This is a genomic window from Nonomuraea fuscirosea (genome assembly GCF_003001935.1).
In the GTDB taxonomy this organism is placed as follows: Bacteria; Actinomycetota; Actinomycetes; order Streptosporangiales; family Streptosporangiaceae; genus Nonomuraea; species Nonomuraea fuscirosea.
The window spans coordinates 247,504-269,503 of record NZ_PVNG01000002.1; the positions used below are offsets into that span (position 1 = coordinate 247,504).

Consider the following 22,000-nt stretch of genomic DNA (forward strand, 5'->3'; position numbering starts at 1 on the left):
TTCACCATGTCATCCCGCCGAACCGCATCGCTGATCACTCTGGGCTGCGCACGCAACGAGGTCGACTCCGAGGAGCTGGCCGCGCGACTCGAGGCTGCCGGTTGGCAGCTGGGCGACGACGACCCCGATGTCGTCGTCGTCAACACGTGTGGCTTCATCGACTCGGCCAAGAAGGACTCCATCGACACGCTGCTGGCCGCCGCCGACTCGGGCGTCAAGGTCGTCGCCGCGGGCTGCATGGCCGAGCGCTACGGCAACGAGCTGGCCGAGGCACTGCCCGAGGCCAGCGCGGTCATCTCCTTCGACGACTACGCCGAGATCGGCGGCCGCCTCGACGACGTGCTCGAAGGCCGGCCGCTGAAGCCGCACAGCCCACGCGACCGCCGCACCCTGCTACCCATCTCGCCGGTGGACCGTGCCAGCGCGGCCAAGACGAGCATCCCCGGTCACGGTGACCTGCCGGCGGGCCTGGCGCCCGCCAGCGGGCCGCGCGTGCTGCGCAAACGGCTCGACGAGAGCCCGGTGGCCTCGCTCAAGCTGGCCTCGGGCTGCGACCGGCGCTGCACCTTCTGCGCCATTCCCGCCTTCCGCGGCTCCTACGTCTCCCGTAAGCCCGACGAGCTGCTGGCCGAGGCCGACTGGCTGGCTCACAGGGGGGTGCGCGAGCTGGTCCTGGTGAGCGAGAACTCCACCTCCTACGGCAAGGACCTGGGCGACCTGCGGGCGCTGGAGAAGCTGCTGCCGGAGCTGGCCGCGGTCGAGGGCATCGAACGGGTGCGGGTCAGCTACCTCCAGCCGGCCGAGCTGCGTCCGGGCCTGATCGAGGTGCTCACCGCCACCGAGGGCGTCGTCCCCTACTTCGACCTGTCCTTCCAGCACGCCAGCGGCACGGTGCTGCGCCGGATGCGCCGCTTCGGCGACCCCGGGCGCTTCCTCGGGCTGCTGGAGTCGGTCCGCGAGCGCGCCCCCGAGGCGGGCGTGCGCTCCAACTTCATCGTGGGCTTCCCCGGCGAGACGGAGGAGGAGTTCGGCGAGCTGGTCGGCTTCCTGGAGCAGGCCAGGCTCGACGTGATCGGCGTGTTCGGCTACTCCGACGAGGACGGCACGGAGGCCGCGGGGCTGCCGGGCAAGCTGGAGCAGGAGGTCGTCGACGAGCGCGTGCGCGTGCTCACCGAACTGGCCGAGGAGCTGACCGCCCAGCGCGCGGAGGAGCGCATCGGCACCGAGGTCGACGTCCTGATCGACGACGACCTCGGCGACGGCGGCTACGAGGGCAGGGCGGCGCACCAGGGCCCGGAGGTGGACGGCTCGGTCACGGTGCAGGGCATCGGCCTGGTCAAGGGGCAGATCGTACGCGCGGTGGTGGTCGACGCCGAGGGGGTTGACCTGATCGCGCGCATCAAGGCCGGCCCATGAAAAGGGACGAGCGCCGCGTGGTAAGCCCGTGGAACATCGCCAACGTCCTCACGGTCCTCCGGTTGGTGCTCGTCCCCTTCTTCGTCGTCTGTCTCTTCCTGCCGGGCACGGGCTGGCGCCTGGGCGCGCTGGCGCTGTTCGGGGTGGCCTCGCTGACCGATCACCTCGACGGCGAGCTGGCCCGGCGCTACGGCCTCATCACCGACTTCGGCAAGATCGCCGACCCGATCGCCGACAAGGCGCTCACCGGGGCGGCGCTGGTGAGCCTGTCGATCCTCGGCGAGCTGCCCTGGTGGGTCACGATCGTCATCGTCGGCCGGGAGGTGGCCATCACCGGGCTGCGGTTCGTGCTGCTGCGGCACGCGGTCATCCCGGCCAGCTACGGCGGCAAGGTCAAGACCGTGCTGCAGATCGCCGCCATCGTGCTCTATCTCCTGCCCGGCATTCCCGACCCCGTCAAGTGGGTGGTGATGGGCGGAGCGGTCGTCGTGACCGTGGGCACGGGCGTCGACTACATCTTCAGGGCCGTGCGACTGCGTCAAGTGGCCAAACGGGCACGCGGGGAGTGATCGATGGCGGATGTGGCCGAGGTGCTGGCGACGCTGGTGGAGCGGCGGGCCACGGTGGCCGTGGCGGAGTCGCTGACCGGAGGGCTCATCGGGGCCGCGATCACCGCGGTGTCCGGCTCCTCCAAGGCGTTCAGGGGCGGGGTGATCTCCTACGCCACCGATCTCAAGCACGAGCTGCTGGGGGTGCCGGGTGAGCTGCTGGAGCGCGAGGGGGCCGTGCATCCGCAGGTGGCGGCCGGCATGGCGGCGGGGGTCGCGCGGGTGTGCGGGGCGACGTACGGGCTGGCGGTGACGGGGGTCGCGGGGCCCGAGCCGCAGGACGGCAAGGCGGTCGGCACCGTCTTCGTGGCCGTGGCGGGGCCCGGCGGGCAGATTTGGGCCCGGGAATTGAGACTTGAAGGGTCGCGTGAACGTATCAGGGTAGAGACGGTGGACGAGGCAGTCGATCTACTGTCAGGTGTGCTGAAGGCGAACATAGGGGAACATTCCGGGTGATTACCGTGTTACGTCCCGAGCGAACATCCGAGGCACGGTCTGACGCGGTGTCGGTGGATACGGGTACGGTGGAGCTGTGAGTGAGGTCCGTGAGCCAACTGCAAGCACCGAGCGCCCGGCAGGCGGGCCTGATGAGTCGCGCAACGAGGCACGAGCGGCGGTCCAGGGGCGGAGTCGCCCAGTGATGACGGCGAGGAGTATGTACGAAGCGAAGAAGCAAAATGTGCGGCACGAACCGATCGCGCGGGGCGTGGTGAAGACATCCGCGCCGGGGAGGGAGCGACAGATGATTCTGCTGCGTCAGCTGCTCGGCGACGTGCTGAGGCGGTTGCGGGTGCGGCAAGGGCGCACGCTGCGCGAGGTGTCGACACTGGCACGCGTCTCGCTCGGCTACCTGTCCGAGGTGGAGCGTGGCCAGAAGGAGGCCTCGTCCGAGCTGCTCGCGTCCATTTGCGGCGCGCTCGGGGTGCCGCTTTCGCAGGTGCTGCGTGAGGTTTCCGACCAGTTCGCGCTGGCGGAGCTCCAGGCTGCCCCTGTGCTCGCCGACGTGCCCGAGCACGAGCGACTTGCCCTCTCCGAGACGGTTCCGCCCGGGTCGATCTCCGACTCCGTGTTCCCCGAAGTCAAGGACATGGTGGCCGCCTAACGCGGCTGGCAGCCCGCACACCACAGGATCAGCCGTTCCTGTGGCCGCATCCCCATCTCCCCGCGGCTGATGCGGGTGCCGCATCGGCGACAGGGCCTCCCCGCCCTGCCGTAGACCCACGTCGCGTTCGCCGGGCGGCGATCGCCTGTGGTGACCGTGCCCGCGTGTGCCTTGTTGGCGTCCAGCAGCCGCTGGGCCAGTGCCACCAGCCCGTCGAGATCCTCGATCTCCCCGACCTTCTTCCACGGCCAGACCCCGCGCAGGAACAGGGTCTCGGCGCGAAAGATCGTGCCGATCCCCGCCAGGTTGCGCTGATCGAGCAGCGCCTCCCCGATGGTCCTGCCGGGCGCCGCTCGCAGCCTCCGCACGGCCTCGTCCGGGTCCCAGTCGGCCCCCAGCAGATCCGGCCCCAGGTGGCCCACCAGGCGTGCCTCGTCGCCGGTCCTGACCAGGTCCACCATTCCCAGCCTGACGCCGACCGCCTGCCACTCCGCGTTCGCCAGGATCAGCCGTACCCGGTCGCCGGGGGCGGTGCGCCGGCCGGCGGGCGTGACCAGCCAGCTTCCGTCCATGCGCAGGTGGGTGTGCACGGTCAGGCCGCCCTCGACGCGGGTGAGCAGATGCTTGCCGCGTGAGAGGGTGGTGAGGACCGCGCGGCCGGTGAGGTCGGCGGTGGCGTGCTGCGGGACCCGGAAGTCCGACCGGGTGAGCGTGCGCCCGTCGAGCGCGCCTCTGAGGCGGGCGGCGGTGCGGTAGACGGCATCTCCCTCAGGCACCTCTCCAGTCTAAGAAGCCCGAGAAGCCGGTGTCGTGGCCGCGTCCGCTTGACCGGCCCAGAGGGGTTCCCGGCAGGGCTTCGCGTCAATGATTCGCTGCTTTTGCGGGGGTTCGTGGCCATAATGGCGATCAGGAGACGGCCTTGACGGAAGGCTTGAGCACGGCATGCCGGAGATCACTGATTTACGTGCGGGAGATCCCGCGGAGGTCGCGGGTTATCGGCTGAACGGGCGGCTGGCGCCCGGGGTGTTCGCCGGGCGGTCGAGGACCGGAGAGCCGGTCCTGGTGCGATTATTACCGGCCGAGGTCGACCCGGAGACGTTCCTGCGGGAGATGGAACCGGTGCGGGCGGTCTCGGCGGTCGGCACGGCCCAGGTCCTGGACGCGGGCGTGCAGGGCGAGCAGGCGTATCTGGTGGCCGAATGGGTGGACGGCCCCTCGCTGGCGGAGGTCGGCGGTTCGGTCGACGGGGTGGGGCTGCACCGGCTGGCGGCCGGGACGATCACGGCGCTGGTCGCGCTGCACCAGGCGGGGCTGGTGCACGGCGACATCAGGCCGGGCAACGTGCTGCTGGGGCCCGACGGGCCCCGGGTGGCCGACGCGGGGCTGGAACACGCGATGGCGCAGGCGTCGGTGTCGACGCGGAAGGTCGCGGTGCCGGCCTACACCGCCCCCGAGCGGCTGGAAGGCGGCACGGCGGGGCCGGCGGCGGACGTGTTCTCGTGGGCGGCGACGATGGTGTTCGCGGTCAGCGGAGCTTCGCCCTTCGAGGGCGGGTCGATGGCGGAGACCGTGGCTCGGATCACCGGCGGTCAGGCGGACCTGCCGGAGCTGGGGGAGTTGCACGGACTGATCGTGGCCTGCCTGGACCACGATCCCGAGGCGCGGCCGGCGGCCAGCGAGGTGCTGCTGCGGCTGGTCGGGCAGACCTCGTTGCTGACCGGGCGGGTGGACGGCGGCCCCGCCGAGGCCCCGGCCCCGCCGCCCCGGCGCGGCCGGAGCGTGCTCGCGCTGACCGCCGCGTTCGTGGCCGGGGCGCTGGTGTCGGCCGTGGGGTTCCAGGTGCTGACCGGCGACCGCCCCGCGACCAGGGGTACGGCCGCCACCGCCAAGCCGACGAGCGCCGTCACGCCCGCGCCCGGCGCCGCCCCCACGCCCACGATCACCTCGGTGCAGACCGAGGCGCCGTCGGACGACGTGAAGAAGAAGGGCCTGACCGACACGAAATTGAAGGATGTCGCCGTGACTCTGCACGAGCATCCTGACGACTCGATGCGGCTGGTCTCCTACCTGGGCTCCGGCGGTAAGTTCTCCAGCTTCGCCAGGCCGCCCGCCGGGGAGTTCAAGGAGGTGGGCAGCTACGAGCAGCCCGTCCTCTCACCCGGCGGCGACTGGGTGGCGCTCAACCCCATGCTGAAGTTCCAGACCTCCGAGCTGGACCAGATCAAGTTCGTCCGGATGTCCACCGGAGAGTCCTTCGTCGTCAGCACCGTCAAGAAGCCCCTGCAGGGCCTGACGCCCGTCTGGTCCAGGGACGGCGGCCGGCTGCTGGTCTCGGTCTACGACCAGGACAAGGAGCGGCGGCTGGTCGGGTTCGTGGTGATCGAGCTGGCCACCAGGAAGGCCGTGCACGTCGAGACCGAATACACCGACAACCCCTCCCTGTACTACAACTTCGCCCCCGACGGCACGATCGTGCGCGGATTCTGGGACGGCAAGAACTCCGGGATCGAGTTCTACGACACGTCCGGCGAGGTCACCAAGACCATGCACTGGGTGGGCCTGCCGCGCGGCGGCGAGTGGTTCTCCCCGTCCGGCAAGCGGCTGGCCACCGTCTGCCCGAACGGCAAGGAGCTGTGCGTGTGGGATCTCGCGACCGGCGCGCGGCAGGCGACGGTCGACTTCGGCGACGCCAAGGGCTCCTTCCTCGGCTGGTTCAACGAGAAACACCTGATGGTGCAGGATCCGGGCAAGAAGAAGACCCAGCAAATCAAGATCATCGACTTCATCGGCGATGTCAAGCGGGTGCTGGCCGACCTGGCGACGGACGGCCCGGTGCTGCTCCAGTTCGCCCGCGTGCCGCGGTCATGAGGCCGCTGCTCGCGCACGATCCCGTCCAGGTGGGGGAGCACCGCGTGGTCGGGCGGCTCGGCGTGGGCGGGCAGGGCGTCGTCTACCTGGGCGAGTCGCCCGGTGGCGGGCGGGTGGCGATCAAGATGCTGGGAGCGGAGCTGGACGACGCCGAGGCCCGCTCGCGCTTCCGGCAGGAGGTCGGGTACGCGCGGCGGGTCAAGGCGTTCTGCACCGCGCAGGTGCTGGCCAGCGGCGAGCTCGACGGCATGCCGTACGTGGTGAGCGAGTACGTCGACGGCCCCTCCCTGGCGAGTGTGATCATGGACAGGGGGCCGCTGCGCGGGGCCGAGCTGCGCCGGCTGGCGATCGGGACGCTGACCGCGCTGGCCGCGATCCACCAGGCCGGGGTGGTGCACCGGGACTTCAAGCCGGGCAACGTGCTGCTCAGCAGGGACGGGCCGCGGGTGATCGACTTCGGCATCTCGCGGGCCCTGGAGGAGACCGAGGCCGGCGGGGAGCTCGTCGGGACGCCGCCGTACATGGCGCCCGAGCAGTTCGCCGACCGGCCGGTGGGCCGGGCCGCGGACCTGTTCGCCTGGGCCTCGACCATGGTGGCCGCCGCCAACGGCCGGCCGCCGTTCGGCACCGGCGACGTGGCCGCGCTGATCACCCGCATCCTGCACCAGGAGCCCGACCTCGGTGAGCTCGACGGCGACCTGCGCGAGCTGGCCGCCCGCTGCCTGGCCAAGGACCCCGCGGCCAGGCCCACGGCCGCGCAGGCGCTGCTCACCCTGCTCGGGCACCCCGTTCCCGAACGGACGCCGCGCCACCCGGGCGAACTGCTGGCCGAGGGCCAGGAGTCGGCGGCCCCGCCGAGCGGCGCTCCGCGATCGGCCGGCGGGTCGCGGTCGGATGAGGGACGGGAGGCGGAGGCCGGGGAGCAGGTTTCCGCGGCTTCCGGGTGGCGCGGGAGGTGGCCGGTGGTGGCGGGGGCGGTGGTCACGGCCCTGGTCGTCGTCGCGGCGGTGCTGCTGCTGTTCCCGCGTTCTCAGCCGGAGCCGCGACCGCCCGCCGCCACCGCGCCGGCGTCGGTGCCGCTGCCGACGCCGCGCCCGGGGGACATGGCGCGCACGTCCACCACCGAGGTGAAGATCCCCGGCACCGGGATCACGCTGCACGAGAACCCCGCCGACCCCCTCTGGGTCTCCTCCTACCGCGACGAGCGCGACGGGGTCGGCTACACGACCTACACGCGCGACCCCGCCACCGGGGCCTTCGGCTTCTTCGGCGCCTGGGAGGAGCCGATCGTGGCGCCGGGCGGCCGCTACGTGGCCTCACTGTCGGTGACCCGCTTCCGGCGCAGCGGCTTCGAGTTCATCCGGATCCGCGACCGGGCCACCGGCCAGGACCGGGAGCTGCGCACGGTGGACAAGCCCGCCACGCTGTTCGAGCCGGTCTGGTCCGCCGACGGACGGCGGCTGCTCGCGACTGTCACCGACGACAAGGCCAAGGCCCAGGGTTTCGCGGTGATCGACGTGGTCGCGGGGGAGGTCAGGACCGTCGAGGTGGCGGACGCGGCCGAGACCAGGTTCGCGTGGGGCTCCGGCGACAGCGTCCTCTACCAGGCGACCGGTGAGGTGATCAGGGCGCTGGACCTTCAGGGCAGGAAGCTGCGGGAGTTCCCCGGCAAGCTCTCACCGGGCGGAGCCGTGCGTACGCCGATCGGCACGGTCTTCGGCACCGAGTGCCCCGGCAACGCGCGCGACGTCTGCTTCCTCGACGAGATGAGCGGCGCCGAGAAGGGCGAGGCCCGGCTGGGGAAGGGGGCCGCCTTCCGCGGCTGGCTGGACGAGCGCCATCTGCTGGTCACCATCCGCTCCGGCGACGACTTCCGCGTGGTCATCGCGGACGAGACCGGCCGGACCGTGCGGACCCTGGCCACCGGCCCCGCGTCCGTGGTCGACAAGGTCCGCTTCTGGTACACGAGGAAGTGACCACGGGCCGCCGGGGGAGGGGTCAGTCCCAGGCGGCGGGGTCGGAGGCGAGCAGGCGGACGCGCTCGGGCAGCGCTCCCGAGGCCACCTGCTCCAGCGTGACCTCCTCCAGGATCGAGCGCTCGGTCGCCCGCAACGCGATCCACACCTGCTGCAGCGACTCGGCGGGCCCCCGGTAGCCGACGTGCTCGGGCCGCTCGCCGCGGACGTTGGCCAGCGGGCCGTCCACCGCCCTGATGACGTCGGCCAGGGAGATCTCGGCGGCGGGCCGGGCCAGCACGTAGCCGCCCTCGGGGCCGCGCTGGCCGCGGACGAGCCCGGCGCGGCGCATCTGGAGCAGGATGTTCTCCAGGTATTTGGGCGGCATGTCCTGCTCTTTGGCGAGCTCGCCCACAGTGGTCGGACCCGCACCGGCTGCGGCGAGTTCGGCTGCGGCGCGAAGGGCGTAGTCGACACGAGCGGATAGGCGCATGTTCTCGATTATCCCTCCTGGTCAACACTGGTTAGGCGCAAGGTCGTCAGAACGGGCAGGTGATCTGAATACGGCAACCGCGGTACCTGGGCCGAAACCGCCGTCAAACCGGCGCTGATCAGCACGTGGTCGATCCGTTTCACCGGCCGGTCCGCGGGCGAGGTGGGCGGATCGCCCAGGGCTTTCAGGGGGTCGGAGAGCCCGGCCGCCAGCAGCACGCCCATCTCGGGGTCGGCGGGCGTGGTGTTCAGATCGCCGGCCAGGATCACCGGCCGGCTCGCGGCCAGGTCCCGCACGATGGCGGCCACCTCGGGAGCCTGCCCGGTGGGCGCCTGGAGGTGGGTGTTGACCACGCCGAGCTCCCTGCCGTTCACCTCGACGACGACGGCCTGCGCCTGCGCCCCCGTGGGATAGCCGTGCCGCCCCAGCTCGTACGACCGCACGCTCTTGACCGGCAGGTTGGTGAGCAGCGCGTCGCCCCAGACGTTGTCGGCCGCCGGCGCGAAGTAGTGGCGCATGCCCAGACCGCGGGCGATCCGGTCCAGGTCGTCGTGCCCGCCGTTGAGCAGCCAGCCCCGGTCCACCTCACTGAGCAGGACGATGTCGGGCCGTTGCGCGGCGGCCCACGAGGCGATCCGGTCCAGCGACAGCCGCCCGTCCAGCCCGAACCCCATCCGGATGTTGTACGCGATCAGCGTCACGTCGTCCGAGCGCTTGGCCGCCACGGCGGGCACGGGCTGCCAGGCGACGGCCACCACCAGCGGCACCAGCACGAGCGCGACGGCCGCGGCGGCGGGCACGGTGCGGCGGCGGGCGGACAGCTGCACGGGCGGGTCGCGGACCAGCCGCGGCACCACCGCCACCGCGGCGACCAGCACGGAGATCGCCACGGGCACCACGGAATTGGGCACGCCGAGGTCGAGGTCGTAGGCCGCGTAGTAGGCGAACACCCCGACGAGGAAGACGAGGCCGCCGCCGAGCAGGGCCGGGCCCTGGCGCCGGCCCGCGGGTCCTGAGCCCGCCGCGGCGAGCATGCTGCCGAGGAACCCGATCGACAGCCCGGGGACGCCGGCGCCCGGCAAGTGGCTGACCACCGTGATCGCGATGAGCGCGATGCCGAGCCCCAGCTCGATCAGCGGGGCGGTGGCCGGGCCCAGAGCCGCCGCGGTCGCCGCGACCAGCGTCAGCGCCAGCAGACCCCAGGAGAGCGCGAGCGTCCCGAGCGGCTCAGGGCCCTGCTCCGGCTTGGCCCACGACGTGGCCGCCATCCCGGCCAGCAGCAGCGTGGGCCCGAAGAGGAACCAGATCCGCGCGGGAGCGGGCGCGCCCTCCTCCGCGCGCGGCGCGGAGAGCAGCGCCAGGAACAGGGCCAGGCACAGCGCGAGCGTGGCCGCCCAGGGCAGCGGGCCCTCCTGCCAGGCCAGGTCCACCCCGTCCAGCAGCAGGTGGACGAGGGACGACAGCGCGATGCCGCCCATGATGCCGACCGGCACGGCCCTGCGGGGGACCGTGCAGGCGCAGCCGTACAGGAGGATCAGGCCGGCCGTGACGCCGGCGGAGGAGACGTAGAGCTGGCTCACGCCCGCCTGGAGCAGCAGCCGCGCCGCGACCAGCCCGGCCGCGCCGGCGACCAGCGCGTGACGCGGTTTTGACAGCAGGGCCAGGAAGGGGAGGATGAACCAGGCGGCGGCGTACAGGCCCATCAGCTCCGCGGGCGTCTCGCCCGCGCGGCCGAAGAGCGTGATCAGCGAGGGCAGGAAGACCCGCAGGACGTCGAACAGGACTACGATGCCGAGCGCCAGCATGACGGCATGGCCACGCGGGATGGTCATGAGGCATCCTCGTGTTCGCCTGACGCGGCGCGCAAGAGCCGGAGCGCTAAACTTCCAACAACCTTTTCGATATCAACGGTGGGATGCACGGTGGGATTCAGCGCGGAGCGACGTCCTGGTGTGCCCGGACTGCTCAGGGAGATCAACGACCGGGCCGCGCTCGACCTGCTGCTGGCCACCGGCCCCATGACGCGCGGGCAGATCGGCGAGCTGACCGGCCTGTCCAAGGTGACGGCCTCGCAGACGCTGGCCAGGCTGGAGGAGCGCGGGCTGGTCGAGGTGGTGGGCACCCAGGCCGGCGGGCGCGGGCCCAACGCCGCCCTCTACTCGGTGATCGCCTCCAGCGCCTACGTGGCCGGCCTGGAGGTCGGTCCCGAACGGCTCTCCGCGGCCGTCGCCGACATCCACGGCCGCACGATCGCCGAGGTCACCGTCGATCCCAACGGGCACGACGACCCGGTCTCCGTGGTGCACGGCGCGATCGCCAAGGCCTGCCGCGGCGCCAGGATCAGCATCTCCAGGCTGCGCGGCGTGGTCATCGGCACCCCCGGGGTGGTCGATCCGCGCAGCGGCGACATCCGCTTCTCCTTCGACCTGCCCGGCTGGCACGAGGGCATCCACGAGGCCCTGGCCGGCGACCTGCGGCGCGAGGTGACGATCGAGAACGACGTCAACCTCGCCGCGATCGCCGAGCGCGCCGACGGAGCCGCCCAGGGCGCCGACGACTTCGTGCTGCTGTGGGCGAGCCGCGGGCTCGGCCTGGCCATCATGCTCGGCGGCCGGCTGCACCGCGGGCGGTCCGGCAGCGCGGGGGAGATCGGCTACCTGCCGGTGCCCGGCGTGCCGCTGCCCGAGGACATCCGCACCCAGCCGGGGCGGCTGCCGTCGCTGGCGGGCGGCCTGCAGTCGCTGGTCAGCGCCGAGGCGGTGACCGAGCTGGCCCAGGGTTACGGCTTCGCGGCCGGCAGCGCGACCGAGTGCGTCCGGGTCGCCGTGGCCGCCGGGGCCGACGGTGAGCCGCTGCTCGACGAGATCGCCCACCGGCTGGCCCTCGGGGTGGCGGCGGTGTGCGTGGTCCTCGATCCCGGCCTGGTGGTGCTGGCCGGGGAGGTGGGGCTCGCCGGCGGGTCCGCGCTGACGTCCCGGGTCGAGGAGGCCGTGGCCCGGATCTGCCCCGTACGGCCTCAGGTGGTGACGACGACGGTGACGGAGGGCAACCCGGTGCTGCGCGGCGCCGTCCTCGCGGCCCTGGACCAGGCCCGCGAGGAGCTCCTGGCCCCCTGACGGGCGCCTGACCGGCCTGCTGGCGAGCACCCCCGCTGACGGGGGCCCCGAGCGCGCCCCAGGACCTCCACAGGGCGCGCTCGGCGGACGGGATGCTCCCTTATGCCCGGTTCAGGCAGTGAGGAGCTCCACGGCGGCCTGGGCGTTGGCCCGGGCGGCGCCGTACGTCGCGATGTAGGCCGCGCTGTCGGGCCGCCACACGGGCAGGCCCATCTCGATCACGGTCGTGTCGGGCCTGGCCGCCACCAGCGCGGACAGCAGGTTCCGGCTCTCGTGATGCCGGTGCGCGTCCTTGACCACGACGACCAGCGACCGGTTCGCCGCCTTGGCCAGCAGCCCGGCGACGTCGGCCGCGGCCGGCTCGACCCGGACGATCTCCGCGTCGGGCAGCCACGGGCCCACCCCCCACGGCACGTCGCCCACGGCGATCGTCGGCGGGGTGTCCACCTCGATCACCAGGGGTTCGACCAGCGGCTCGGCGGAGCCGCTGAGGCGGACGGCGCGGCGGGCGGCGTGCAGGCCGACGACGTTCTGCTCGGCCGCGACCCGCTCGGGCGCCCCCGCGGCCCAGGCACGCAGCTCGGCCACTCGCGCCGCCGCCTGCTCCAGCCGGTCGAGGGGCAGCCGTCCGTCGCGCACGGCGGCCTCGATCTCGGCGACGATCGCCCGCACGTCGTCGTACGTCGGCAGCGGCCCCAGGCAGAGCAGGTCGGCGCCGGCCGCGAGGGTCAGCACGGCGCCGCCGGCCAGGCCCACGCTCTCGGTGATCGCGCGCATGTCCAGCGCGTCGGTGACGATCACGCCGTCGTAGCCGAGCTCGCCCCTGAGCAGCCCGGTCAGCGCGGCGCCCGACAGCGTGGCGGGCGTGTCGCCCGTCAGCACCGGCACCGCCACGTGCGCGGTCATCACGGACCTGGCCCCCGCGCCGACGGCCGCGCGGAACGGCGCCAGCTCGCGCTCGCGCAGCACGTCCAGGCTGACGTCCACGACCGGCACGTCCAGGTGGGAGTCCACCCGGGTGGCGCCGTGGCCGGGGAAGTGCTTGACGCAGGCGGCGACCCGTACCGACTGCAGGCCCTCGACGGCCGCCACCGTGTGCCGGGAGACCAGCTCGGGCCCGGTGCCGAACGATCTGGTGCCGATGACCGGGTTGTCGGCCTCGGTGTTGACGTCGGCGCTGGGCGCCATGTCCAGGTTGATGCCGCAGGCGGCCAGTTCCGAGCCGATGGCCCGGTAGACCCGGCGGGTCAGCTCGACGTCGTCCACGGCCCCCAGGGCCGCGTTGCCGGGGTACGGGCTGCCGACGTGGTACGCCAGCCGCGTCACGTCCCCGCCCTCCTCGTCGAGCGAGATGACGGGATCACCGGCTCCCCTCAGCGCGGTGGTCAGGTCCAGCACCTGGCCGGGGTCGGCCACGTTGAAGCCGAAGAGCGTGACGCCGCCCAGGCCCCGCTCCAGCTCGCGCAGCACCCACGCGGGCGCGGTGGTGCCCTGGAAGGCGACGAGCAGCGTGCCGGCCGCGAGGCGGCGCAGCCCCCGATCACTCTGACTCATGGCTCCTCATCAGTTCGGCGCACGGCGTCCGCGACGTCGTACGGTGTCAGCCCTTCACGGCCCCGGCGACCAGGCCGGAGACCATGCGGCGTTGGACGAGCAGGAAGAAGATGACGACCGGGATCGTCATCAGGGTCGATCCGGCCATGATCGCGCCCCAGTCGACGCCCTTCTGGCCGAAGAAGTACTGCAGGGCGACCGGCATCGTGTAACCCTCGGACCCCGACATCAGATAGAGGGCGAAGATCAGGTCGTTCCACGCGGTGATGAACGAGAAGATGCTGGTGGCCACCAGGCCGGGGGCGACCAGCGGGAAGAGCACCCTCCAGAAGGTCGTCATGCGTCCCGCGCCGTCGATCCAGGCCGCCTCCTCCAGCGACTTCGGCACCGCGGCGACGAACGTGCGCAACATCCAGACGCCGAACGGCAGCGTCAGCGCCACCTGCGTGATGATCAGCCCGATCAGCTGGTCGCCCAGCCCGGCCCGCTTGACCATCATGTACAGCGGGATGAGCAGACCCTCCGCCGGCAGCATCTGCACGATCAGCAGCGTGACCAGGAAGGTGCCGCGGCCCTTGAAGCGGAAGCGCGCGATGGCGGTGGCCGACAGCAGCGCGAAGGCCGAGCCGATGAGCACGGTGCCGAGCGCCACGATGGCGCTGTTGCGCATGTAGAGCCAGATGGAGTTGTTCGCGACGCCCTCGGTCAGCACCCGCTCGAAGTGCTCGAAGGTGAAGTGCGTCGGGAACGGGATGAACTCCGTGGTGAAGATCTGGTCGTTGGCCTTGAAGCCGGTGGCGACCATCCAGTAGACGGGGAAGACGGCGTAGAGGAAGACGAGGATCCCGGCCGTGTTCAGGAGGATCTTGCCGAGCCTCTTGCGTGCGAGCGGGGTCACATCTCCTCCTGCTTCACGATCTGCCTCACGTACACGACGGTGATGATGAGCAGGATGATCGTCAGCACCACCGAGATCGCCGCGCCCGTCCCCAGCTTCTGCGGGGGCTTGAACGCCTCGGCGACGGCGTACATGGACAGGTTGAAGCCGTCACGGTTGGTCGGGCCGTTCATCAGCACGTAGAGCTGGCTGAACACCTTGAAGTCCCAGATGATCGACAGGATCGTCAGGACGGCGAAGACCGGCTTGAGCAGCGGCAGGGTGATCTTTCTGAACGTGCGCCAGGCGCCCGAGCCGTCCACCCTGGCCGCCTCGTACAGCTCGGCGGGGATGCCCTTGAGCCCGGCCAGGACGGAGACCGCGATGAACGGGAAGCCGGCCCACACGACGCACACCACGAGCGCGATGTAGAGCGGGATGGTGTCGTTCAGCCAGGGGGTGCCCGACCAGCTCTCCTGGCCGTCCGGCGGGGAGAGCAGCCAGGTGGGCACCAGGTTGAGCGCCCAGTTGATGATGCCGGACTCGGCGTCGAACAGGGAGCGCCAGATGACGCCCTGCGCCACGGGAGGCACGGCCCAGGCGAACATGCAGCCGATGACCACGAACAGCGACATCTTCCTGCCCAGCCGGTGCAGCAGCACGCCGACCGCGGTGCCCACGATCAGGGTGAGGCTGACGGCGACGAAGGCGAAGGCCACGGTGTTGCGCAGGGCCGACCAGAAGATGTCGTTGGACAGGACCTTGTCGAAGTTGTCCAGGCCCACCCACTCGGCGGGCCTGGTGCCGCGGATCTGGGCCAGGCCGACCTTCTGGAAGGCCATGATGCCGAGCTGGACCATCGGGTACAGCAGCAGCCCCGCGATGACCACCAGGCCGGGGATGAGCAGCACGTACGGGATGCTCCAGACCGGCAGCCCGCTCGCGCGGGCGGCCCGGTCGTTGCGCCGGCGGCCCGGGGAAGGGGAGGAGTCCCTGCCCCGGGCGACCGTTGTCGGGTTCGCCATCGTTACTGGTTCAGGATCTCTTCGAGTTCCTTGTTGGCGTCAGCGAGGGCGGTGGTGGCGTCCTTCTTGCCCTCGATGACCTCGCGCGCCGCGTTCTGCAGCACGGCCTTGGTCGCGTCGGCCTCGGACCAGTTGGGGTCGGCGGGGAAGGCCTTGGCCTTGGCGAAGGCCTGGGCGAAGGCGCCCTGCGCGGGGTCCTCGTTCATCGCGGCCAGGGTGTCGGGGTAGACGGGGAGCAGGCCGCCCTCCTTGGCGTAGCGGTCGGCCCAGGTCTTGCTGGTGGCCAGCTTGATGTACTCCTTGCCGAGCTCCGCCTGCTCGGTGCCGCCCCACAGGGCGATGTCGTTGCCGCCGAAGAAGGACGCGGCCACGCCGCCGGTCTTGGCGGGCAGCGGGAAGAAGCCGAGCTTGTCGCCCTTCAGCTTGCCCTTGGAGTCCTCCTCGATGCCGGGCAGGTCCCAGGCGGCGGTGAGGTACATCGCGACCTTGTCGTTGGCGAAGCGCTTACGGATGTCCGTGGTGTTGAGCGTCAGGTTGGCCTTGCTGGACAGGCCGTCCTGGACCAGCCCTGTGTAGGTGCCGAAGCCGGCCGCGAAGCCGGGCTCGGTCAGCTTGCCGACCCACTTGTCGCCCTCCTTGACGGCGTACTCGCCGCCCTCGGACCAGGCGAAGGCCGCCAGCAGGTGGTTGGCGTCGGAACCGCCGTTGAAGGCGAAGCCGTCGACGCCCTTCTTCTCGCCCTGGATCTTCTTGGCCGCGGCGACGAGCTCGTCCCAGGTCTTGGGCACCTCGATCTTGAGGTCGTCGAACCAGTCCTTGCGGTAGAGCACCGCGCGGGCCCCCGCGCCCCACGGCACGGCGTAGACCTCGTTGTCGACGGTCTCGTAGCCGTACAGGTTCTGCGGGATCTGCGACCTGTCGCCCTCGCGGGCGATGTCGGTGATCGGCTCCAGCGCGTCCTGGCTCTGCCACATCGGGACCTGGTCGTTGCCGATCTCGGTCACGTCGGGGCCGGTGCCGGTGGCGGCGGCGGCGAACTTGTCGGCGACCTGCGGCCACGGGATCCACTCAAGCTTGACCTCGGCGCCGGTCTGCGTCTTGAACTCGGCGTTGAGCTCCTCCATGTACTTGGCGGCGGCCGGGTTGCTGTCTCCAAGACGCCACACGCTCAGGGTCTTGCCGGCGAACTTGGGGCCGGAGGCGGCCGCGGCGCTGGGTGAGGACGTGGCGGGTTCTTCGCTCGAACCGCCACAGGCGGCCAGGCCCAGGGCCAGCGCGGCCGTGGTGACCGTAGTGGCCGTGATCTTCGCGATCCTCACAGGGTTCTCCCTTCCCGGGTGCTGGCCTACGGTCCGCACCAGGCTGATCGTCATATGCCGAACGATGGTGTTAAACTAACAAGAAACTTTCTTAAAAGAAACGCCCGTTAGCCGATCGTGACGAGAAGGGTGCGCAGATGAGCCGAGACCCGGGAGTCCCCCGTCTGCTGCGCCGGTTGAACGACCGGGCGGCACTCGAGTTGCTCCTCGGTGACGGCCCTCTGACGCGGGCCGAGCTCGGTGCGCGTACCGGGCTCTCCAAGGTAACCGCAGGTCAGCTTCTCGCGCGATTGGAGGAACGGGGCCTGGTCGAGGTGGCGGGAGAGCGGGCGGGAGGCAGGGGGCCGCACGCCGCCCTGTACGCCGTGGTCCCCTCCAGCGCGTACGTCGCCGGCCTCGAGGTCCTGCCGGAAAGCCTCACCGTCGCTGTGGCGGACATCACAGGCCGGGTGGTGGTCGAGGTCACCCTCAACCCGGCCGACGGCAGGGACCCCGTCAAGGCGGTGCACGCGGCCGTCCAGCGGGCCTGCGACACGGCCAACGTCAGCCTGTCGCGGCTGCGCGCGTTCGTCATCGGCACCAGGGGCGTGGTCGATCCGCTCACCGGCGACGTGCGCATCTCGGTGGACCTGCCCTCCTGGCACGTCGGCGTGCTGGCCAGCCTGCGCGAGACCCTCGGCGCCTCGGTGACGATAGAGAACGACGTCAACCTCGTCGCCCTGGCCGAGCACCGGTACGGCGCCGCCGCCGGCGTGGACGACTTCGTGCTCGTCTGGGCCGGCGTCGGCCAGGGGCTCGGCGTCATGCTCGGCGGCCGCCTGCACCGGGGCATCAGCGGCGGCGCGGGCGAGATCGGCTGGCTGCCGGTCCCCGGGCAGCCGCTGCCCAGCGACGTCCGCCGGCCGCAGACGGGCTCGTTCCAGCGGCTGGTGGGCCACGACGCCCTGCGCGGCCTGGCCGACGAGCGCGGCGTGGCCGGCGCCACCGTTCCCGACCTGGTCCGCGGCGGTGACGACGACTACCTCGACGCCGTCGCGGCCCGGCTGGCCCTGGGCGTGGCGGCCGTGACGGTCGTGCTCGACCCCGGCCTCATCGTGCTCAGCGGCGACATCGGCCGGGCCGGCGGCGAGCGGCTGGCGGCCAAGGTGGAGGAGGCCGTGGCCCGCATGTGCCCCAGCAGGCCGAGCGTCGTGGTGAGCCGGGTGGCCGGCAACCCCGTGCTGCGCGGCGCCCTGGTGGCGGCCCTTGAGCAGGCCCGGGAGCAGGTCTTCTCCGACACTGTGTGAGAATTCTTGCCCATGTGGCAGTCCTCGAACGACGTCGTGCTGATCTCCGACCCGCGTGTGACCTCGATCCCCGTGCGCGAAAGCGGCGAACCGCTGGCCGACGTGCGCGGGCGGCTGCGGGTGGACTCCCGGCTGGCCGACGAGCGCGGCGCCTACGCCCACCTGCGGGCCGGGGTGCTGAGCCGGCTGGAGCACGCCCAGAGTCTGCTGCCCGACGGCTACCACCTGCTGATCGTCGAGGGTTACCGGCCCGTCGCCACGCAGCGCCGGATCTTCGACGAATACCGTGCCACCCTCACCGGGCTGACGCCCGAGGAGTCGTACGTGGCGGCCAGCCGTTACGTCTCCCCGGTCGAGGTCGCCCCGCACACCGCCGGCGCGGCGGTCGACCTGACCCTGTGCTCGCCCGACGGCGTCGAGTACGACATGGGCACCCAGGTCAACGACAACCCCGAGCAGAGCGACGGCGCCTGCTACACCGCCGCCCCCGCCATCTCCGACGACGCCCGCGCCCACCGCAAGCTGCTGGCCGCCGCCCTGGAGCCCGCCGGGCTGGTCAACTACCCCACCGAGTGGTGGCACTGGTCGTACGGGGACCGTTACTGGGCGATGTCCACGCAGGCAGAGCACGCGCTGTACGGCCCCGTGGAATTTACCGTCTGACACCGCTCAGTCGAAAGGTTTTCCGACGGGTGTGGGACGGGCACAACCTGAGGCGGAGACTGTGGACTCCCCCAGTGAGGTGCCGGCATGGTTCCGCTCATCGGGATCGAAGAGGAATACCTCATCGTTGATCCCCGCACCCGCCACGTGGCTCCCCGAGCGGCCGAGGTCCTGGCCGCCGCGACCGACGTGCTGGACGTGGTGCAAGAAATCACCAGATTCCAGGTGGAGGCTCGTACACCGCCCTCCGCCGACCTCAGCGAGCTGGGCTCCCAGCTCCGCGCGGCACGTAAGGAGGTGGCGAGCGCGGCCCGCTCGTGCGGGCTGGCCGTCGTCGCGAGCGGCATCCCGGTCCTGGGCACCGTGATGCCCTCACCGCTCACCGACGACGACCGTTATCTGCAGGGCAGGGCCCTCTACCGGGCCCTCCAGGACGAGATCAGCATCTGCGCCCTGCACGTGCACGTGGACGTGCCCGACCCCGAGCACGCCGTCTACGTGGGCAATCACCTGCGGCCGTGGCTGCCGACGCTGATCGCGCTGGCCGCCAACTCGCCGTTCTTCGTGGGCCGCGACACCGGCTACGCGTCGTGGCGGGTGATCAGCTGGGGCCGCTGGCCGGTCTCCGGCGCGCCGCCCTACTTCGGCTCGTTCGGCGACTACGAGCTCGCCCTCCAGGCGCTGGCGGAGTCGGGCGCGCTGCTCGACGCCAAGACCGTCTACTGGGACGCGCGCCCGTCGCCGCGCCTGCCCACCGTGGAGATCAGGGTGGCCGACGTGCCGCTCGACGTGGCCGACAGCCTCACCCTGATCGGGCTGATCAGGGCGCTCGTCGTCACCGCGCTGACCGCTGTCCGGCGAGGGGACCGTGGTCTGCCGATTCCGGCCGAGGTGCTGCGCGCCGCCTACTGGCGGGCCGCCCGCGACGGGCTGCGCGGCGACAGCCTCGACGTACGGCACGGCACGCTGGTCCCGGCGGCGGTGATGGCCGGGCGGCTGCTGGAGCACGTCCGCCCGGCGCTGGCGCAGGCCGGTGACCTGACCTTCATCCAGGAGGGCCTCGACCGGTTGCTGCGCAAGGGGTCGGGGGCCATGCGCCAGCGCAGGGCGTACGAGAGGGGCAACGACCTGGCCGAGGTGGTGGACGACCTCATCGAGGCCACCGTCGCCTGAACCCACCCAGGTGGCGGGCGCGCTCGCTCAGCGCAGCGCGAGGGCGGCCGCCACGCCCAGGCCGAACGCGACGACCACGCCGCGCAGCACCTTGGGCGGCATGAGCCTGGCCAGGCGGGTGCCGAGCAGCCCGCCCGCCAGGCTGGCCGGCGCGATCACCGCCACGGCCCGCCAGTTCACGGGGCCGAACAGCGAGAAGGCGACGACCGAGACCGAGCTGACGACCAGCGACAGCACGGCCCGCACGGCGTTCACGCGATGCAGGTTGTCGTGCAGGAACATGCCGAGCACGGTCAGCAGCACCACGCCCATCCCGCCGTTGAAGTAGGCCCCGTAGCATCCGCCGAGGAACACCCCGGCGTACACCAGCCGGCTGACCGGTTCGTCGGCCTCGCCCCCGAAGAGCCGGCGCAGCCACGGCTGCGCCAGCAGCGCGAGGCTGGCGAAGGCCACCAGCCACGGCACCATCGACTCGAACAGCTTGCCCGGCGTGAGCAGCAGCAGCGAGCTGCCCACGCACGCCCCCAGCACCGCGGTGAGCGACAGGCTCGTCGTCCTGCTCCGCTGGCCGCGCAGCTCCTTGCGGTAGCCCACCGCGCCGCCCACGTAGCCCGGCCAGAGCGCCACCGCGTTGGTCACGGTGGCGGTCAGGCCGGGCAGTCCCAGCGCCAGCAGGGCGGGGAAGGAGACGAGCGTTCCTCCCCCGGCCAGGGCGTTCACCACGCCGGCCAGCAGGCCGGCTCCTACCAGGAAGAGCAGATCGGTGGCCGTCATCGGCCGGCTGCGTAGCCCTGGGCGCCACGCGGGTTGGCGGCGGCCTTGAGGAAGGCGCCGTCACGCGCGACCGCGCTGAGCCGGCCGAGCGCCCACGCGCCCGCCGTCTCGACCTCGTGCCCGCGCCGCCGCAGCTCCGCGATGACGCCCGCGTCCACCCGGTCCTCGACGTGCATGACGCCGGGACGGGACGCGCGCGGGAAGAACGAGCTGGGGAAGTGCTCGGAGTGGAACATGGGGGCGTCGATGGCCTCCTGGAGGTTCAGCCCGCCGTGGACGATCGACAGGAAGAAGTTCACGCTCCACTGGTCCTGCTGGTCGCCGCCGGGAGTACCGAACGCCAGCCACGGCCTGCCGTCCCGCAGCGCGAACGACGGCGACAGCGTGGTGCGCGGGCGCGTGCCCGGCCGCAGCGCCGTGGCCACGCCCTCCTGCAGCCAGAACATCTGAGCCCGCGTGCCCAGGCAGAAGCCCAGCGCGGGAATGGTCGGCGAGCTCTGCAGCCAGCCGCCGCTGGGCGTGGCCGACACCATGTTGCCCCACCGGTCCACGACGTCGATGTGACACGTGTCACCCTTGACCATGCCGTCCCGCGCCACGGTCGGCTCGCCCACGCCCTGCGGCTTGCGCGAGCCCGACAGGCCGGGCGCGTCGCTCGCCGTGCCCGGCTCGGGGAAGACGGGCAGCCGGGGCGTGCGCCCGCCGGGCGCGCCCGGCCGCAGCTCCAGGCTGGCCCGCGCGCCGATCAGCCGCCGCCGCTCGGCGTTGTACGCCGGGCTGAGCAGGTCGTCCATGGGCACGTCGGTGTCGCCGTACCAGGCCTCGCGGTCGGCGAAGGCCAGCTTTGCGGCCTCGGTCACCGTGTGCAGGTAGTCGGCGCCGAGGAAGTCCATCGCGTCCAGGTCGAACCCGTCGAGCAGGGCCAGCTGCTGCAGGAAGACCGGCCCCTGGCCCCACGGCCCCGTCTTGGCCACCGTGTGACCGCGGTAGTCGAAGGTGGCCGGCTCCTCCACCGAGGCCGCCCAGCCGGCCAGGTCGTCGCCGGTCAGCAGGCCGCCGTGCACCTCGCCCGAGCTGTCCCGCCAGGCCGTGGTGGCGCTGAACTCGGCGATCGCCTCGGCGACGAAGCCCTCGTACCAGGTCTTCCTGGCGGCCTCGATCTGGCCCTCACGGGTGCCGGAGGCCGACTCGGCCTCGGCGATCACCCGCCGGTAGGTGGCGGCCAGCACCGGGTTGGCCAGCTTGGCGCCGGGCTCGGGCACGTTTCCGCCGGGCAGCCAGGTCGCCGCCGACGTCGGCCAGTCCTCCTCGAACAGGGTGCGCACCGACTCGATCGTGGCCGCGATCCGCTCCAGCACCGGCACGCCGTGCTCGGCGTAGTGGATCGCCGGGGCCAGCACGTCGGCCAGGGACCAGGTGCCCCAGCGCTCCAGCATCAGCATCCAGCCGCCGAACGCCCCCGGCACCGTCGCCGCCAGCAGCCCGGTGCCGGGCACGACGTCCAGGCCGAGCTCGGTGAAGCGCTCGATGGTGGCCGCCGCTGGGGCCACGCCCTGCCCGCACACGACCGACACCTTCTGCTCGGCCTCGTTCCACAGCAGGATCGGCACCTCGCCGCCGGGGCCGTTCAGATGCGGCTCGGCGACCTGCAGCACGAACCCGGCGGCCACCGCGGCGTCGAAGGCGTTGCCGCCGCGTTCCAGCACACCCATGCCGGTGGCCGAGGCCAGCCAGTGCGTACCGGCGACCATGCCGAAGTCGCCCTTCAGCT

The 22,000-nt window shown here is 72.1% G+C and carries 19 protein-coding genes; 10 read left to right on the top strand and 9 right to left on the bottom strand.

Annotation, left to right across the window (positions count from 1 at the left end):
• The first annotated feature begins 6 nt into the window (after window positions 1-6).
• From rimO to B0I32_RS04725, 4 genes are all read left to right on the top strand, one after another.
• A complete protein-coding gene (gene rimO, locus B0I32_RS04710; protein WP_106236028.1) occupies window positions 7-1,416 on the top strand; it encodes a 30S ribosomal protein S12 methylthiotransferase RimO in 1,410 nt (469 codons plus the stop codon).
• Window positions 1,413-1,985 carry a CDP-diacylglycerol--glycerol-3-phosphate 3-phosphatidyltransferase gene (gene pgsA / locus B0I32_RS04715; protein WP_106235256.1) on the top strand — a complete coding sequence of 191 codons (573 nt, stop codon included), beginning with the start codon at window positions 1,413-1,415 and terminating at the stop codon, window positions 1,983-1,985. The genes rimO and pgsA overlap by 4 nt, the downstream gene beginning before the upstream one ends.
• A 3-nt stretch (window positions 1,986-1,988) precedes the next feature.
• On the top strand, window positions 1,989-2,480 hold the full coding sequence (locus tag B0I32_RS04720; protein ID WP_106235258.1) for a CinA family protein: 492 nt from the start codon (window positions 1,989-1,991) through the stop codon (window positions 2,478-2,480).
• A gap of 286 nt (window positions 2,481-2,766) precedes the next feature.
• Window positions 2,767-3,126: a helix-turn-helix domain-containing protein gene (locus B0I32_RS04725; RefSeq protein WP_106236030.1), complete on the top strand. Its 360-nt coding sequence runs from the start codon at window positions 2,767-2,769 to the stop codon at window positions 3,124-3,126.
• Here B0I32_RS04725 and B0I32_RS04730 read toward each other — a convergent pair.
• Complete coding sequence (locus B0I32_RS04730; protein WP_106235260.1) at window positions 3,123-3,902, bottom strand: DNA-formamidopyrimidine glycosylase family protein; 780 nt, start codon at window positions 3,900-3,902, stop codon at window positions 3,123-3,125. The genes B0I32_RS04725 and B0I32_RS04730 overlap by 4 nt on opposite strands.
• 166 nt (window positions 3,903-4,068) lie before the next feature.
• Between B0I32_RS04730 and B0I32_RS04735 the strand changes: the two genes are divergently transcribed.
• On the top strand, window positions 4,069-5,994 hold the full coding sequence (locus tag B0I32_RS04735; protein ID WP_106235262.1) for a serine/threonine-protein kinase: 1,926 nt from the start codon (window positions 4,069-4,071) through the stop codon (window positions 5,992-5,994).
• Window positions 5,991-7,970, top strand: a complete 1,980-nt coding sequence (locus B0I32_RS04740) for a serine/threonine-protein kinase (RefSeq protein WP_106235264.1) — start codon at window positions 5,991-5,993, stop codon at window positions 7,968-7,970. Before B0I32_RS04735 ends, B0I32_RS04740 begins: the two co-directional genes overlap by 4 nt.
• A 22-nt stretch (window positions 7,971-7,992) precedes the next feature.
• Here B0I32_RS04740 and B0I32_RS04745 read toward each other — a convergent pair whose 3' ends face one another.
• On the bottom strand, window positions 7,993-8,442 hold the full coding sequence (locus B0I32_RS04745; RefSeq protein ID WP_106235266.1) for an RrF2 family transcriptional regulator: 450 nt from the start codon (window positions 8,440-8,442) through the stop codon (window positions 7,993-7,995).
• An 8-nt stretch (window positions 8,443-8,450) separates the two neighbouring features.
• Window positions 8,451-10,274 (bottom strand): endonuclease/exonuclease/phosphatase family protein, encoded by a 1,824-nt coding sequence (locus B0I32_RS04750; RefSeq protein WP_106235268.1) that lies wholly within the window; start codon window positions 10,272-10,274, stop codon window positions 8,451-8,453.
• Between the two features lie 90 nt (window positions 10,275-10,364).
• Between B0I32_RS04750 and B0I32_RS04755 the strand changes: the two genes are divergently transcribed.
• Window positions 10,365-11,558, top strand: a complete 1,194-nt coding sequence (locus tag B0I32_RS04755; RefSeq protein WP_281262572.1) for an ROK family transcriptional regulator — start codon at window positions 10,365-10,367, stop codon at window positions 11,556-11,558.
• Between the two features lie 111 nt (window positions 11,559-11,669).
• Here B0I32_RS04755 and B0I32_RS04760 read toward each other — a convergent pair whose 3' ends face one another.
• From B0I32_RS04760 to B0I32_RS04775, 4 genes are read right to left on the bottom strand one after another with little or no spacing between them, the layout of a single operon-like run.
• Window positions 11,670-13,112 (bottom strand): glycoside hydrolase family 3 protein, encoded by a 1,443-nt coding sequence (locus tag B0I32_RS04760; protein WP_106235272.1) that lies wholly within the window; start codon window positions 13,110-13,112, stop codon window positions 11,670-11,672.
• Between the two features lie 46 nt (window positions 13,113-13,158).
• Window positions 13,159-14,010, bottom strand: coding sequence for a carbohydrate ABC transporter permease (locus tag B0I32_RS04765; protein WP_106235274.1), 852 nt, complete (start codon window positions 14,008-14,010; stop codon window positions 13,159-13,161).
• Window positions 14,007-15,014: a carbohydrate ABC transporter permease gene (locus B0I32_RS04770; RefSeq protein WP_106235276.1), complete on the bottom strand. Its 1,008-nt coding sequence runs from the start codon at window positions 15,012-15,014 to the stop codon at window positions 14,007-14,009. The genes B0I32_RS04765 and B0I32_RS04770 overlap by 4 nt, the downstream gene beginning before the upstream one ends.
• A 2-nt stretch (window positions 15,015-15,016) precedes the next feature.
• Complete coding sequence (locus tag B0I32_RS04775) at window positions 15,017-16,333, bottom strand: extracellular solute-binding protein (RefSeq protein ID WP_106235278.1); 1,317 nt, start codon at window positions 16,331-16,333, stop codon at window positions 15,017-15,019.
• A 137-nt stretch (window positions 16,334-16,470) separates the two neighbouring features.
• On the opposite strand from B0I32_RS04775, the gene B0I32_RS04780 reads away from it, so the two are divergent.
• From B0I32_RS04780 to B0I32_RS04790, 3 genes are all read left to right on the top strand, one after another.
• Window positions 16,471-17,619 carry an ROK family transcriptional regulator gene (locus B0I32_RS04780; RefSeq protein ID WP_106235280.1) on the top strand — a complete coding sequence of 383 codons (1,149 nt, stop codon included), beginning with the start codon at window positions 16,471-16,473 and terminating at the stop codon, window positions 17,617-17,619.
• Window positions 17,620-17,631: 12 nt separating this feature from the next.
• Window positions 17,632-18,282, top strand: coding sequence for a M15 family metallopeptidase (locus B0I32_RS04785; protein ID WP_106235282.1), 651 nt, complete (start codon window positions 17,632-17,634; stop codon window positions 18,280-18,282).
• An 87-nt stretch (window positions 18,283-18,369) separates the two neighbouring features.
• On the top strand, window positions 18,370-19,455 hold the full coding sequence (locus B0I32_RS04790; RefSeq protein WP_106235284.1) for a carboxylate-amine ligase: 1,086 nt from the start codon (window positions 18,370-18,372) through the stop codon (window positions 19,453-19,455).
• Window positions 19,456-19,482: 27 nt separating this feature from the next.
• Here B0I32_RS04790 and B0I32_RS04795 read toward each other — a convergent pair whose 3' ends face one another.
• Both B0I32_RS04795 and B0I32_RS04800 read right to left on the bottom strand, forming a co-directional pair.
• On the bottom strand, window positions 19,483-20,229 hold the full coding sequence (locus B0I32_RS04795; RefSeq protein WP_106235286.1) for a sulfite exporter TauE/SafE family protein: 747 nt from the start codon (window positions 20,227-20,229) through the stop codon (window positions 19,483-19,485).
• Window positions 20,226-21,980, bottom strand: coding sequence for a gamma-glutamyltransferase family protein (locus B0I32_RS04800; RefSeq protein ID WP_219911677.1), 1,755 nt, complete (start codon window positions 21,978-21,980; stop codon window positions 20,226-20,228). The genes B0I32_RS04795 and B0I32_RS04800 overlap by 4 nt, the downstream gene beginning before the upstream one ends.
• Window positions 21,981-22,000: the final 20 nt, after the last annotated feature.

Coding starts and splice junctions, on each gene's coding strand:
- rimO (WP_106236028.1), top strand. CDS start 7: ATGTCATCCCGCCGAACCGCATCGCTGATCACTCTGGGCTGCGCACGC.
- pgsA (WP_106235256.1), top strand. CDS start 1,413: ATGAAAAGGGACGAGCGCCGCGTGGTAAGCCCGTGGAACATCGCCAAC.
- B0I32_RS04720 (WP_106235258.1), top strand. CDS start 1,989: ATGGCGGATGTGGCCGAGGTGCTGGCGACGCTGGTGGAGCGGCGGGCC.
- B0I32_RS04725 (WP_106236030.1), top strand. CDS start 2,767: ATGATTCTGCTGCGTCAGCTGCTCGGCGACGTGCTGAGGCGGTTGCGG.
- B0I32_RS04735 (WP_106235262.1), top strand. CDS start 4,069: ATGCCGGAGATCACTGATTTACGTGCGGGAGATCCCGCGGAGGTCGCG.
- B0I32_RS04740 (WP_106235264.1), top strand. CDS start 5,991: ATGAGGCCGCTGCTCGCGCACGATCCCGTCCAGGTGGGGGAGCACCGC.
- B0I32_RS04745 (WP_106235266.1), bottom strand. CDS start 8,442: ATGCGCCTATCCGCTCGTGTCGACTACGCCCTTCGCGCCGCAGCCGAA.
- B0I32_RS04750 (WP_106235268.1), bottom strand. CDS start 10,274: ATGACCATCCCGCGTGGCCATGCCGTCATGCTGGCGCTCGGCATCGTA.
- B0I32_RS04760 (WP_106235272.1), bottom strand. CDS start 13,112: ATGAGTCAGAGTGATCGGGGGCTGCGCCGCCTCGCGGCCGGCACGCTG.
- B0I32_RS04770 (WP_106235276.1), bottom strand. CDS start 15,014: ATGGCGAACCCGACAACGGTCGCCCGGGGCAGGGACTCCTCCCCTTCC.
- B0I32_RS04780 (WP_106235280.1), top strand. CDS start 16,471: ATGAGCCGAGACCCGGGAGTCCCCCGTCTGCTGCGCCGGTTGAACGAC.
- B0I32_RS04785 (WP_106235282.1), top strand. CDS start 17,632: ATGTGGCAGTCCTCGAACGACGTCGTGCTGATCTCCGACCCGCGTGTG.
- B0I32_RS04790 (WP_106235284.1), top strand. CDS start 18,370: ATGGTTCCGCTCATCGGGATCGAAGAGGAATACCTCATCGTTGATCCC.
- B0I32_RS04795 (WP_106235286.1), bottom strand. CDS start 20,229: ATGACGGCCACCGATCTGCTCTTCCTGGTAGGAGCCGGCCTGCTGGCC.
- B0I32_RS04800 (WP_219911677.1), bottom strand. CDS start 21,980: ATGGTCGCCGGTACGCACTGGCTGGCCTCGGCCACCGGCATGGGTGTG.